Raw genomic sequence first — 13,029 nt, 5'->3', positions numbered from 1 at the left:
ATCAGGCTCCTTGAGCATTGGGCGGGGTCTCTGCGGCCGGGCTTGTCTCGGTCTCAGCGGCGGACTGCCCGCCCTTGTCGCCGCGCCAGGCAGCGCGCGTCGCCTCGTGCCATCGAGGTCGCTTGCGCTCCGGCACGTAGTCCACACCGCCCGGCGACCACGGATTGCACCGCAGAATGCGCCAGGCGGTCAGGGCGGTGCCTTTGACGGCACCGTGCCGGTCGATCGCCGTATATCCATAGTGGGAACACGACGGGTAGTACCGGCAGACGGGCCCAAGGAGTGGGCTGATCGTCCACTGGTACAGCTTGATCAGGGCCAGCAGCGGGTACTTCATCGCGCGCCCCCTCCCAGCAGCCGCGCGAGGGCGGCGTCCAGGTCTCGGGCCAGCTGTGCATGGTCGGCATCACCCGCACCGGGCAATGCCCGTACGACCACCAGGCTACCGGGGGGCAACTGGGACAGCCGTTCGCGCATGAGATGGCGGAGCCTGCGCTTCACCAGGTTGCGGACGACAGCCACGCCGACGGCCTTGCTGACAACGAAACCCGCACGCGTCGGGGGAGCGCTCTCCCCAGGCGCGTGCGGGTCCGTTGCACCGCTGCGTAGATGGACGACGAGGAGCGGGCGACCGGCCCGGCGTCCTCGGCGAACCGCGGTCGCGAAGTCCTCGCGCCGCCTCAGCCGATTCTCGGTAGGCAGCACGTCATGACCTGTTAGCTGTTACGCGGACAGGCTGGCGCGACCCTTGCCACGGCGGTTCGCGAGAATCGCGCGGCCGGCGCGGGTACGCATCCGCAGGCGGAAGCCGTGGGTTTTGGCGCGGCGACGGTTGTTCGGCTGGAAGGTGCGCTTGCTCACTCGGGGGCTCCAGAAATGATTCGTTGGCGGCGGGACATCGCCTGGCTGTCACCGTGCGCCCACGAGTAGCTCGCGTATACGCCCGTGTGCACCGCTTCACGACCACAGATCGTGATCTTTGCCCATCGGAGGCAGGCGGCAGCAGCCATCGACAACTCGACCTGGTTACGGTACGCGCGGCTACGCCATCCGGTCAAACCGGCTCCTCGTCGGCCCCCGGTATGCACAGGCTGTGGACAACAACTTGAACCACGTCAGTGGGCCCGACTACCGTGGCTGAACTCCGAGTCTTCTCCCCATCTGTCCTTGCCTGTCTGTCTATGCCATCCCATACCGTCCCGAGAACCACACATTCGTGGGACCTGCGAGAGAGCGTGCCCTGTGGCTGACGTACCTGCCGATCTTGCCGCAGTGTGGCCACGAGTGCTGGAGCATCTCCTCGGGGAGGGGCAGCAGGGCATCGAGCCCAAGGACAAACAGTGGATCGAGCGCTGCCAGCCGCTCGCGCTCGTGGCCGACACCGCGCTGCTGGCCGTCCCCAATGAATGGGGCAAGCGGGTCCTCGAGGGCCGGCTCGCGCCGCTGATCAGCGAGACCCTGAGCCGCGAGTGCGGCCGCACCATCCGGATCGCGATCACCGTCGACGACTCGGTGGGCGAGCCCGCGCCGCCCGCCCCCCAACAGCCCTCGTCGCAGCAGCAGCGCTACCAGGACGACCCCTACGGCCGCCCCGCCGACGACGGCCTGCCCACCGTCCGGCCCGCCTACCCGGGCGAGTACCAGCAGCGCCCCGAACCGGGCGCCTGGCCGCGCGCCCAGGAGGATCTGTGGCAGCAGCCCCGGCTCGGCGGCTTCCAGGACCGCGACTCCTCGGGCGAGCAGTGGCGCGAGCCCTACGGCGCCGGCCGCCCCCAGCAGCCCCAGCACGACTACCGCTCCCCCCAGCTGCCCGAGCGCGGCCCGTACGACCAGGACCGGGGCCAGTACGACCAGGACCGCGGTCAGTACGAGCAGCCCAAGCCCCCCTCGTACGGGCAGCAGCGCCACGAGCAGCGGCCCGAGCGGCGTGAGCTCCCGGAAGGACAGCCTCCCCAGCGCGGTGGCTCGGGCCATCTCGCGCCGTCACCCTCCGGCGGCGCGCCCGCGAAGGGCGGCCCCGGCGAGCCGCACGCGCGGCTGAACCCGAAGTACCTCTTCGACACCTTCGTCATCGGCTCGTCGAACCGGTTCGCGCACGCCGCGGCCGTCGCGGTCGCCGAAGCGCCGGCCAAGGCGTACAACCCCCTGTTCATCTACGGCGAGTCGGGCCTCGGCAAGACGCACCTCCTGCACGCGATCGGCCACTACGCGCGCAGCCTGTACCCCGGCACCCGGGTGCGGTACGTGAGCTCCGAGGAGTTCACCAACGAGTTCATCAACTCCATCCGCGACGGCAAGGGCGACACCTTCCGCAAGCGTTACCGCGATGTCGACATCCTGCTGGTCGACGACATCCAGTTCCTGGCGAGCAAGGAGTCGACGCAGGAGGAGTTCTTCCACACCTTCAACACGCTGCACAACGCCAACAAGCAGATCGTGCTGTCCTCGGACCGGCCGCCCAAGCAGCTGATGACCCTGGAGGACCGGCTGCGCAACCGGTTCGAGTGGGGGCTGACCACCGATGTGCAGCCGCCCGAGCTGGAGACGCGTATCGCGATCCTCCGTAAGAAGGCGGTGCAGGAGCAGCTCAACGCCCCGCCGGAGGTGCTCGAGTTCATCGCGTCCCGGATCTCGCGCAACATCCGTGAGCTGGAGGGCGCGCTGATCCGGGTGACGGCGTTCGCGTCGTTGAACCGGCAGCCGGTGGACCTCGGCCTCACCGAGATCGTCCTGAAGGACCTGATCCCCGGCGGCGAGGACGCGGCGCCCGAGATCACCGCGAGCGCCATCATGGCGGCGACGGCCGACTACTTCGGTCTGACGGTCGAGGACCTGTGCGGATCCTCGCGCAGCCGGGTCCTGGTGACGGCCCGACAGATCGCCATGTACCTGTGCCGTGAGCTCACCGACCTCTCCCTGCCCAAGATCGGGGCGCAGTTCGGCGGCCGCGACCACACGACGGTGATGCACGCCGACCGCAAGATCCGCGCGCTGATGGCGGAGCGCCGCTCCATCTACAACCAGGTCACCGAGCTCACCAACCGCATCAAGAACGGCTGAGCCCGCCCGCACCCAGCACCGCGCCGGCGCCGCACCAGCACCTCTGAGGGCGCCCGGGATCCACCATCCGGGCGCCCTCAGGCGTTCCCCGACGGCCTCGGCGGGCCCCGGGATACGCGCGTACGACGCCGACATGAGCGTGTGTACGAGTCCCGCGGCGCCCCCGATGTTCGAATACCGGCTGGTCAGCGGCGGTTCTCCACAGATCTGATGACTTTCTTCCGTCCACAACCTGGGGACCGCGAAGTTGTCCAGATTGCTTCCACAGGCATGGCGCCTGATACTCCATCACCCCAGGTCAACCGCCTGGGGATTTGTGGGCAGTCGCATTCCACAGCTTGTGGACGGTTTCACTGTCCACAGCCTGTGGGTGAAGTTTTCCACCGGCGGCCCACAGGCTTCGTCCCGTTGTCCCCAGCTTCTCCACAGCCCTGTCCACTGTTCGGCAACGCAACACCCGCGATCACCGGGCCGAGTGAAAGCCGTCACACCAAGGGGGTGGGTTGGCCTGTGGGGAACCGGGGTAAAACTGGGGACAGCGCTGGGGAGAACTACCCCTGTCCTGTGCACGGGATGTGCAGAACTTTCGGGCGTCCACAGAAACCCCGAGTTGTCCACGGGCACCGCCCACAGGGCCGGTGGACAAAAAACGCGCTGTGACCTGCGCAAACGGGGTTATCCACCGTTTCCACAGGCCCTACTACTACTCCCACTTAGAGTTAGCTCGGAATCCGCTTCGAAGTGGGGCCTGTGCACAACTGGCCGCCGGAGCCCCGACCGCCCCTCGACGCGACTTGACCCCGACGCGCACCGACTGTCAGCGGCGTACGTCAGACTGGTCCCCGGCGATACAGCCGACGACGAAAGCCAGCAGGGCGAGCCAGCAACAGCAGGAGGCGGTTCCGGTGAAGATCCGGGTGGAGCGCGATGTACTCGCGGAGGCGGTGGCCTGGGTGGCCCGCAGCCTCCCGGCCCGTCCGCCCGCGCCCGTACTCGCGGGCCTTCTTCTGAAGGCGGAGGACGGCGCGCTCAGCTTCTCCAGCTTCGACTACGAGGTCTCGGCGCGGGTCTCGGTCGACGCCGAGGTCGACGAGGACGGCACGGTGCTCGTCTCCGGCCGCCTCCTGGCCGACATCTGCCGTGCCCTGCCCAACCGGCCGGTGGAGATTTCCACAGACGGTGTACGAGCCACCGTGGTCTGCGGCTCGTCGCGCTTCACCCTCCACACCCTGCCGGTGGAGGAGTACCCGGCACTGCCGCAGATGCCGACGGCCACGGGCACCGTTCCCGGTGAGGTCTTCGCCTCGGCCGCCGCGCAGGTCGCCATCGCGGCCGGCCGTGACGACACGCTGCCCGTCCTGACCGGTGTGCGCATCGAGATCGAGGGCGAGACGGTCACGCTGGCCTCCACCGACCGCTACCGCTTCGCGGTCCGCGAGTTCCTGTGGAAGCCCGAGAACCCGGACGCCTCGGCGGTCGCCCTGGTGCCCGCCAAGACGCTCCTTGACACCGCCAAGGCGCTCACCAGCGGCGACACGGTCACCCTCGCGCTCTCGGGCTCCGGCGCGGGCGAAGGCCTGATCGGCTTCGAGGGCGCGGGCCGGCGCACCACCACCCGCCTGCTCGAAGGTGATCTGCCGAAGTACCGCACCCTGTTCCCGACCGAGTTCAACTCGGTCGCGGTGATCGAGACCGCCCCGTTCGTCGAGGCCGTCAAGCGTGTGTCCCTGGTGGCCGAGCGCAACACCCCGGTGCGGCTCAGCTTCGAGCAGGGCGTCCTCATCCTGGAGGCGGGCTCCAGCGACGACGCACAGGCTGTGGAGAGGGTCGACGCCGGCCTTGAGGGTGACGACATCTCGATCGCCTTCAACCCGACCTTCCTGCTCGACGGCCTGAGCGCCATCGACTCCCCGGTCGCCCAGCTGGCCTTCACCACCTCGACCAAGCCGGCGCTCCTCAGCGGCAAGCCCGCGCCGGACGCCGAGGCGGACGACGCCTACAAGTACCTGATCATGCCGGTGCGTCTTTCCGGCTGAGCGGCTTGAACACGTACGCCCCGGGGCACCCGGGGCGTACGTCTGAGCGGCTGACCCCGCAGGTGTGTACCAGGGCTCCGGCGTAGGCTCGGACGCGGGTACGAAACGCCTCAACGTCAAAGGATTCTGTGATGGAGCTCGGTCTCGTCGGCCTCGGCAAAATGGGCGGCAACATGCGCGAGCGCATCCGCCGCGCGGGCCACACCGTCATCGGTTACGACCGCAACCCGGACGTCGCCGATGTCCACAGCCTCAAGGAGCTTGTGGACAGTCTCAAGGGCCCGCGCGTTGTGTGGGTGATGGTCCCCGCGGGTGCGGCGACGCAGTCCACCATCGACGAGCTCGGCGAGCTCCTGTCGCCCGGAGACATCGTCGTCGACGGCGGCAACTCCCGCTGGACGGACGACGAGAAGCACGCCGTCGAGCTGGGTCTCAAGGACATCGGCTTCGTGGACTGCGGCGTCTCGGGCGGCGTCTGGGGCCTGGAGAACGGCTACGCGCTGATGTACGGCGGCGACGCCGAGAACGTCGCGAAGGTGCAGCCGATCTTCGACGCGCTCAAGCCCGAGGGCGACTTCGGCGCGGTCCATGCCGGCAAGGTCGGCTCCGGCCACTTCTCGAAGATGGTCCACAACGGCATCGAGTACGCCATGATGCAGGCCTACGCCGAGGGCTGGGAGCTCCTGGAGAAGGTCGACTCGGTCACCGACGTCCGCGAGGTGTTCCGCAGCTGGCAGGAGGGCACGGTCATCCGTTCCTGGCTGCTCGACCTCGCGGTCAACGCCCTGGACGACGACGAGCACCTGGACAAGCTCAAGGGCTTCGCGCAGGACTCCGGCGAGGGCCGGTGGACGGTGGAGGCGGCCATCGACAACGCCGTGCCGCTTCCCGCGATCACCGCCTCGCTGTTCGCCCGCTTCGCGTCCCGTCAGGACGACTCCCCGCAGATGAAGATGATCGCCGCGCTGCGCAACCAGTTCGGCGGCCACGCGGTCGAGTCCAAGTAGCTCCCAAGCGCAGCAGGTCAGCCGGGGGAGGTCGGCGACACCATGCACGTCACGCATCTCTCGCTGGCCGACTTCCGCTCGTACGCCCGGGTCGAGGTTCCGCTCGACCCGGGCGTCACCGCGTTCGTGGGCGCCAACGGCCAGGGCAAGACCAACCTGGTCGAGGCCGTCGGCTACCTCGCCTCGCTCAGCAGCCACCGCGTCTCCTCGGATGCCCCACTGGTGCGGATGGGCGCCGAGCGCGCCGTGATCCGCGCGGCCGTCACCCAGGGCGAGCGCTCCCAGCTGATCGAGCTCGAACTGAATCCGGGCCGCGCGAACCGGGCCCGTATCAACAGGTCCTCGCAGGTCAGACCCCGTGACGTCCTCGGGATCGTCCGGACCGTGCTGTTCGCGCCCGAGGATCTGGCCCTGGTCAAGGGGGACCCCGGCGAGCGCCGCCGCTTCCTCGACGAGCTGATCACCGCCCGCTCACCCCGGATGGCGGCCGTGCGCTCCGACTACGACCGTGTCCTCAAGCAGCGCAACACCCTCCTGAAGTCCGCCGCGATGGCCCGCAGGCACGGCGGCCGGGGCATGGACCTGTCCACACTTGACGTGTGGGACCAGCACCTCGCGCAGGTCGGCGCCGAGCTCCTGGCCCAGCGCCTCGACCTGATCGCGGCGCTGGGTCCACTCGCGGACAAGGCGTACGAACAACTCGCCCCGGGCGGCGGCCCGTTGGTGCTTGAGTACAAGCCGTCGGCGCCCGGCACCGGGCACACCCGCGAGGAGCTGTACGGGCAGCTCATCGCGGCGTTCGCGGACGTGCGCAAGCAGGAGATCGAGCGGGGCGTGACGCTGGCGGGGCCGCACCGCGACGATCTGACGCTGCGCCTGGGCGAGCTGCCGGCCAAGGGGTACGCGAGCCACGGGGAGTCCTGGTCGTACGCGCTCGCGCTGCGGCTCGCCTCCTACGACCTGCTGCGGGCCGAGGGCAACGAGCCCGTGCTCGTACTCGACGACGTGTTCGCGGAGCTGGACGTCAAGAGGCGCGAACGGCTGGCGGAACTGGTGGCCGAGGGCGAGCAGGTTCTGGTGACGGCCGCGGTGGACGATGACGTTCCGGGGATCCTCGCGGGCGTCAGGTACGAGGTCGCGGAGGGCGAGGTGACGCGGGCATGACGGAGGCGAAGGGGCCGGGGGGCGAGGCGCCGAAGGTGCCGGAGTCCTCCGGCGTGGATCTGGCGAGGGTCGCGCTGCGCGCCGCGAAGGAGCAGGCCAAGGCGCGCGGTGACGCCGCCCAGCAGAAGAAGCAGGCCCGCAGGGGCGGCGGGCTGCGCTCCGGAGCCCGCGCGGACGGGCGGGACCCGTTGCCGCTGGGCGCGGCGATCAACCGTCTGATCAACGAACGCGGCTGGGAGGCGCCCGCGGCGGTCGGCGGCGTGATGGGCCGCTGGCCGCAGATCGTCGGCGAGGACCTGGCCAATCACTGTGTGCCCAAGTCGTACGACCAGGCGGACGCGGTGCTGACCGTGCAGTGCGACTCGACGGCCTGGGCCACCGAGCTGCGTCTTTTCGCGCCCCAGCTGGTGGCGCGCATCAACGCCGACCTCGGTCACGGCACGGTCCGGCTGATCAAGGTGCTGGGCCCGGGCGGGCCGCCGCAGCGCTACGGCCGGCTGCGCGCGCCGGGGAGCACGGGGCCGGGCGACACCTACGGGTGAGCGGCCGGGCCGGCGCCCCCTCTTTTCCTGTGCCCTGCCCCGCGAAGTGCTGCCGGGGCAGGGCACACGCGTCTCCCTGGCACACCCTGTGACGTGCGAAAACGGGGCTCCGGAGGCCTCCGGTGGCGGGTGTGGGTGATGAGGCGTCCCTCACGGTAGTCGGAGGTTGACAGGCCGAAGCGCTGAACGCCCGTGTGAGGCTCCTGGGGCCCCTCCCCGAATATGGGGAGTCGGTAGGCGCCCGCCCAGGGCGGCACATGCGGACTCAGGTACCGGCAAACCCCCATTCATGTCGGCGCTACCGGTAGACTGGTCGACAATCCCGCCGTCCTCGCGGGACCCACCGAAAGACGCGATCGGACGCCCGCCGCCACGGCGGCGCCCGACGCCGACCATCGCTGAACGACGCAGCCGCTCCTGCCTGTACAGGGGAGGCTCGTGCTGTGCCAGAAAGGGCGCTTCGTGGCCGATTCCGGCAACCCCAACGAGAAGACCCCGTCCACTGCCGGCGGTGAGAACGGCGAGGTGACCACCTCGTACGACGCCAGCGCGATCACCGTCCTGGAAGGTCTGGACGCGGTCCGCAAGCGGCCCGGCATGTACATCGGCTCGACCGGTGAGCGTGGTCTGCACCACTTGGTGCAGGAAGTCGTCGACAACTCGGTCGACGAAGCTCTCGCCGGTCACGCGGACACGATCGACGTCACGATCCTGCCCGACGGCGGCGTGCGCGTCATCGACAACGGCCGTGGCATCCCCGTGGGCATCATCCCCTCCGAGGGGAAGCCGGCCGTCGAGGTCGTGCTGACCGTCCTGCACGCGGGCGGCAAGTTCGGCGGCGGCGGTTACGCCGTCTCCGGTGGTCTGCACGGTGTGGGCGTCTCCGTGGTGAACGCCCTGTCCACGAAGGTGGCCGTCGAGGTCAGGACCGACGGCTACCGCTGGACGCAGGACTACAAGCTGGGTGTCCCGACGGCGCCGCTCGCCAAGCACGAGGCCACCGAGGAGACCGGCACCTCGGTCACCTTCTGGGCCGACGGCGACATCTTCGAGACGACCGAGTACTCCTTCGAGACGCTGGCCCGGCGCTTCCAGGAGATGGCCTTCCTCAACAAGGGCCTGACGATCAAGCTGACCGACGAGCGCGATTCGGCGCGTGCGGTCTCGGGTGCGGACTCCGCGGAAGAGGGCGAGGAGCCCGAGCCGCTCACGGTGACGTACTTCTACGAGGGCGGCATCGTCGACTTCGTGAAGTACCTCAACTCGCGCAAGGGCGAGCTGATCCACCCGACCGTGATCGACATCGAGGCCGAGGACAAGGAGCGACTTCTCTCGGCCGAGATCGCGATGCAGTGGAACTCTCAGTACAGCGAGGGCGTTTACTCCTTTGCGAACACCATCCACACGCATGAGGGGGGTACGCATGAGGAAGGGTTCCGCGCCGCGCTCACGGGCCTGGTCAACCGGTACGCCCGCGACAAGAAGCTCCTGCGCGAGAAGGACGACAACCTCTCGGGCGAGGATATCCGCGAGGGTCTGACGGCGATCATCTCCGTCAAGCTGGGCGAGCCCCAGTTCGAGGGCCAGACCAAGACCAAGCTGGGCAACACCGAGGCGAAGACGTTCGTCCAGAAGGTGGTGCACGAGCACCTGACCGACTGGTTCGACCGCAACCCGGTCGAGGCCGCGGACATCATCCGCAAGTCCATCCAGGCGCAGACGGCCCGCGTCGCCGCCCGCAAGGCGCGTGACCTGACCCGCCGCAAGGGACTGCTCGAGTCGGCGTCGCTGCCCGGCAAGCTCTCGGACTGCCAGTCCAACGACCCCACCAAGTGCGAGATCTTCATCGTCGAGGGGGACTCCGCCGGTGGCTCGGCGAAGTCCGGCCGCAACCCGATGTACCAGGCCATCCTGCCCATCCGAGGCAAGATCCTGAACGTCGAGAAGGCGCGGATCGACAAGATCCTCCAGAACACCGAGGTCCAGGCGCTGATCTCGGCGTTCGGTACCGGGGTCCACGAGGACTTCGACATCGAGAAGCTTCGCTATCACAAGATCATCCTGATGGCGGACGCCGATGTCGACGGCCAGCACATCAACACCCTGCTGCTGACCTTCCTGTTCCGCTTCATGCGGCCGCTGGTCGAGGCCGGGCACGTGTACCTGTCGCGTCCGCCGCTCTACAAGATCAAGTGGGGCCGGGACGACTTCGAGTACGCGTACTCCGACCGTGAGCGCGACGCGCTCGTGGACCTCGGCAAGCAGAACGGCAAGCGCATCCGCGAGGACTCGATCCAGCGGTTCAAGGGTCTTGGTGAGATGAACGCCGAGGAGCTGCGCATCACCACGATGGACGTCGAGCACAGGGTGCTCGGCCAGGTCACCCTGGACGACGCGGCCCAGGCCGACGATCTGTTCTCGGTGCTGATGGGTGAGGACGTCGAGGCACGCCGCTCGTTCATCCAGCGCAACGCGCGGGACGTCCGCTTCCTCGACATCTGACTCGGTCTGTCGCTGACCGCTTCGAAAGGACTTGAGAACCAGCAATGGCCGACGAGAACACTCCTACGCCCACGGAAGCCGCCGAGGCGGCCGCCGCCGCTGAGGCAGCCCTCGCCCTGCGCATCGAGCCCGTCGGGCTCGAGACGGAGATGCAGCGCTCCTACCTCGACTACGCGATGTCCGTCATCGTCTCGCGTGCGCTGCCCGACGTGCGGGACGGTCTGAAGCCCGTCCACCGCCGCGTCCTGTACGCGATGTACGACGGCGGCTACCGGCCCGAGAAGGGCTTCTACAAGTGTGCCCGTGTCGTCGGTGACGTCATGGGTACCTATCACCCCCACGGCGACTCCTCGATCTACGACGCCTTGGTGCGCCTGGCCCAGCACTGGTCGATGCGCATGCCGCTGGTGGACTCCAACGGCAACTTCGGCTCTCCGGGCAACGACCCGGCCGCCGCCATGCGGTACACCGAGTGCAAGCTGATGCCGCTGGCCATGGAGATGGTCCGGGACATCGACGAGGAGACCGTCGACTTCACGGACAACTACGACGGCCGCAACCAGGAGCCGACGGTCCTGCCGGCGCGCTTCCCCAACCTCCTGGTCAACGGCTCGGCCGGCATCGCGGTGGGCATGGCCACCAACATCCCGCCGCACAACCTGCGCGAGGTCGCCGAGGGCGCCCAGTGGTACCTGGCGAACCCGGACGCCTCGCACGAGGAGCTTCTGGACGCGCTGATCGAGCGCATCAAGGGCCCCGACTTCCCCACCGGCGCGCTGGTCGTGGGCCGCAAGGGCATCGAGGAGGCGTACCGCACCGGCCGCGGCTCCATCACGATGCGCGCGGTCGTCGCGGTCGAGGAGATCCAGAACCGCCAGTGCCTGGTGGTCACGGAGCTGCCCTACCAGACCAACCCCGACAACCTCGCGCAGAAGATCGCCGACCTGGTCAAGGACGGCAAGGTCGGCGGCATCGCCGACGTCCGCGACGAGACCAGCTCCCGTACGGGACAGCGTCTGGTGATCGTCCTGAAGCGGGACGCGGTCGCCAAGGTCGTCCTGAACAACCTGTACAAGCACACCGACCTCCAGACCAACTTCGGCGCCAACATGCTGGCGCTGGTCGACGGCGTGCCGCGCACCCTCTCGATCGACGCGTTCATCCGCCACTGGGTGACGCACCAGATCGAGGTCATCGTGCGGCGTACGCGCTTCAGGCTGCGCAAGGCCGAGGAGCGGGCCCACATCCTGCGCGGCCTGCTCAAGGCGCTCGACGCGATCGACGAGGTCATCGCGCTGATCCGGCGCAGCGACACCGTCGAGGTCGCGCGTGTGGGCCTGATGGAGCTGCTGTCCATCGACGAGATCCAGGCCAACGCCATCCTGGAGATGCAGCTGCGCCGGCTCGCGGCCCTGGAGCGCCAGAAGATCGTCGCCGAGCACGATGAGCTTCAGGCGAAGATCAACGAGTACAACGCGATCCTGGCCTCGCCCGAGAAGCAGCGCGCGATCGTCAGCGAGGAACTGGCCGCGATCGTCGACAAGTTCGGCGACGACCGCCGCTCGGCGCTGGTGCCGTTCGACGGCGACATGTCCATCGAGGACCTGATCGCCGAAGAGGACATCGTCGTCACCATCACCAACGGCGGCTACGTCAAGCGCACCAAGACCGAGGACTACCGCTCGCAGAAGCGCGGCGGCAAGGGCGTGCGGGGCACCAAGCTGAAGCAGGACGACATCGTCGACCACTTCTTCGTCTCCACCACCCACCACTGGCTGCTGTTCTTCACCAACAAGGGCCGCGTCTACCGCGCGAAGGCGTACGAGCTCCCCGACGCCGGCCGGGACGCGCGCGGCCAGCACGTCGCCAACCTGCTGGCCTTCCAGCCGGACGAGAAGATCGCCCAGATCCTCGCGATCCGCGACTACGACGCGGCGCCCTATCTGATCCTGGCCACCAAGGGCGGCCTGGTGAAGAAGACGTCGCTGAAGGACTACGACTCGCCCCGTTCGGGTGGCGTCATCGCCATCAATCTGCGCGAGACGCCGGACGGCGGCGACGACGAACTGATCGGCGCGGAGCTGGTATCGGCCGAGGACGATCTGCTGCTCGTCAGCAAGAAGGCGCAGTCCATCCGCTTCACGGCGACGGACGACGCGCTGCGCCCCATGGGGCGCGCGACCTCGGGTGTCAAGGGGATGAGTTTCCGCGAGGGAGACGAACTGCTCTCGATGAATGTCGTCCGGCCCGGTACGTTCGTCTTCACCGCAACCGATGGCGGGTACGCCAAGCGCACCCCCGTCGACGAGTACCGCGTCCAGGGCCGCGGCGGCCTCGGCATCAAGGCCGCCAAGATCGTGGAGGACCGCGGCTCGCTGGTCGGCGCGCTGGTGGTCGAGGAAACGGACGAAATCCTCGCCATCACGCTCGGCGGCGGTGTGATTCGTACGCGAGTCAACGAGGTCAGGGAGACGGGCCGTGACACCATGGGCGTCCAACTGATCAACCTGGGCAAGCGCGATGCCGTGGTCGGCATCGCCCGTAACGCCGAGGCGGGCAGCGAGGCCGAAGAGGTCGACGGGGCCGAAGACGCCGAGGGCGCTATTGCCGAGGCTGCTGCCGAGGGCGCCCAGCCCTCGGCCGGGGAGCACGAGGAGTAAAGCGTGAGTGGATCCACGGGCGCCGGAGCGGCCGCTTCCGGAGCGAACGGTGCCCGTG

10 protein-coding genes are annotated in these 13,029 nt (G+C 68.7%); 7 read left to right on the top strand and 3 right to left on the bottom strand.

Going from position 1 to position 13,029, the window contains the following annotated elements; translation table 11 throughout:
* Position 1: 1 nt before the first annotated feature.
* From yidD to rpmH, 3 genes are read right to left on the bottom strand one after another with little or no spacing between them, the layout of a single operon-like run.
* Positions 2–337 (bottom strand): membrane protein insertion efficiency factor YidD, encoded by a 336-nt coding sequence (yidD, locus tag ABR738_RS20665; protein WP_350231469.1) that lies wholly within the window; start codon positions 335–337, stop codon positions 2–4.
* A complete protein-coding gene (gene rnpA / locus ABR738_RS20660) occupies positions 334–705 on the bottom strand; it encodes a ribonuclease P protein component (protein ID WP_350231468.1) in 372 nt (123 codons plus the stop codon). Before rnpA ends, yidD begins: the two co-directional genes overlap by 4 nt.
* Positions 706–723: 18 nt before the next feature.
* Positions 724–861, bottom strand: coding sequence for a 50S ribosomal protein L34 (rpmH, locus tag ABR738_RS20655; protein WP_006381191.1), 138 nt, complete (start codon positions 859–861; stop codon positions 724–726).
* Positions 862–1,242: 381 nt separating this feature from the next.
* Between rpmH and dnaA the strand changes: the two genes are divergently transcribed.
* From dnaA to gyrA, 7 genes are all read left to right on the top strand, one after another.
* Positions 1,243–3,060 carry a chromosomal replication initiator protein DnaA gene (gene dnaA, locus ABR738_RS20650; protein ID WP_350231467.1) on the top strand — a complete coding sequence of 606 codons (1,818 nt, stop codon included), beginning with the start codon at positions 1,243–1,245 and terminating at the stop codon, positions 3,058–3,060.
* A 905-nt stretch (positions 3,061–3,965) separates the two neighbouring features.
* Positions 3,966–5,096, top strand: a complete 1,131-nt coding sequence (gene dnaN, locus ABR738_RS20645) for a DNA polymerase III subunit beta (protein ID WP_350231466.1) — start codon at positions 3,966–3,968, stop codon at positions 5,094–5,096.
* Between the two features lie 131 nt (positions 5,097–5,227).
* Entirely contained in the window at positions 5,228–6,103 is an 876-nt protein-coding gene (gene gnd / locus ABR738_RS20640) for a phosphogluconate dehydrogenase (NAD(+)-dependent, decarboxylating) (RefSeq protein WP_120722444.1), read from the top strand.
* A gap of 42 nt (positions 6,104–6,145) precedes the next feature.
* Positions 6,146–7,267, top strand: a complete 1,122-nt coding sequence (recF, locus tag ABR738_RS20635) for a DNA replication/repair protein RecF (protein ID WP_350231465.1) — start codon at positions 6,146–6,148, stop codon at positions 7,265–7,267.
* On the top strand, positions 7,264–7,809 hold the full coding sequence (locus ABR738_RS20630; protein WP_350231464.1) for a DciA family protein: 546 nt from the start codon (positions 7,264–7,266) through the stop codon (positions 7,807–7,809). The genes recF and ABR738_RS20630 overlap by 4 nt, the downstream gene beginning before the upstream one ends.
* Before the next feature lie 438 nt (positions 7,810–8,247).
* Complete coding sequence (gyrB, locus tag ABR738_RS20625) at positions 8,248–10,311, top strand: DNA topoisomerase (ATP-hydrolyzing) subunit B (RefSeq protein WP_350231463.1); 2,064 nt, start codon at positions 8,248–8,250, stop codon at positions 10,309–10,311.
* A gap of 44 nt (positions 10,312–10,355) precedes the next feature.
* Positions 10,356–12,971, top strand: a complete 2,616-nt coding sequence (gyrA, locus tag ABR738_RS20620; protein WP_350231462.1) for a DNA gyrase subunit A — start codon at positions 10,356–10,358, stop codon at positions 12,969–12,971.
* Positions 12,972–13,029 lie beyond the last annotated feature (58 nt).

The sequence above is a fragment of the Streptomyces sp. Edi4 genome, assembly GCF_040253615.1.
Lineage (GTDB): Bacteria > Actinomycetota > Actinomycetes > Streptomycetales > Streptomycetaceae > Streptomyces.
Note: the sequence above shows the minus strand (reverse complement) of the source record. Positions and strands in the feature narration are given on the sequence as shown.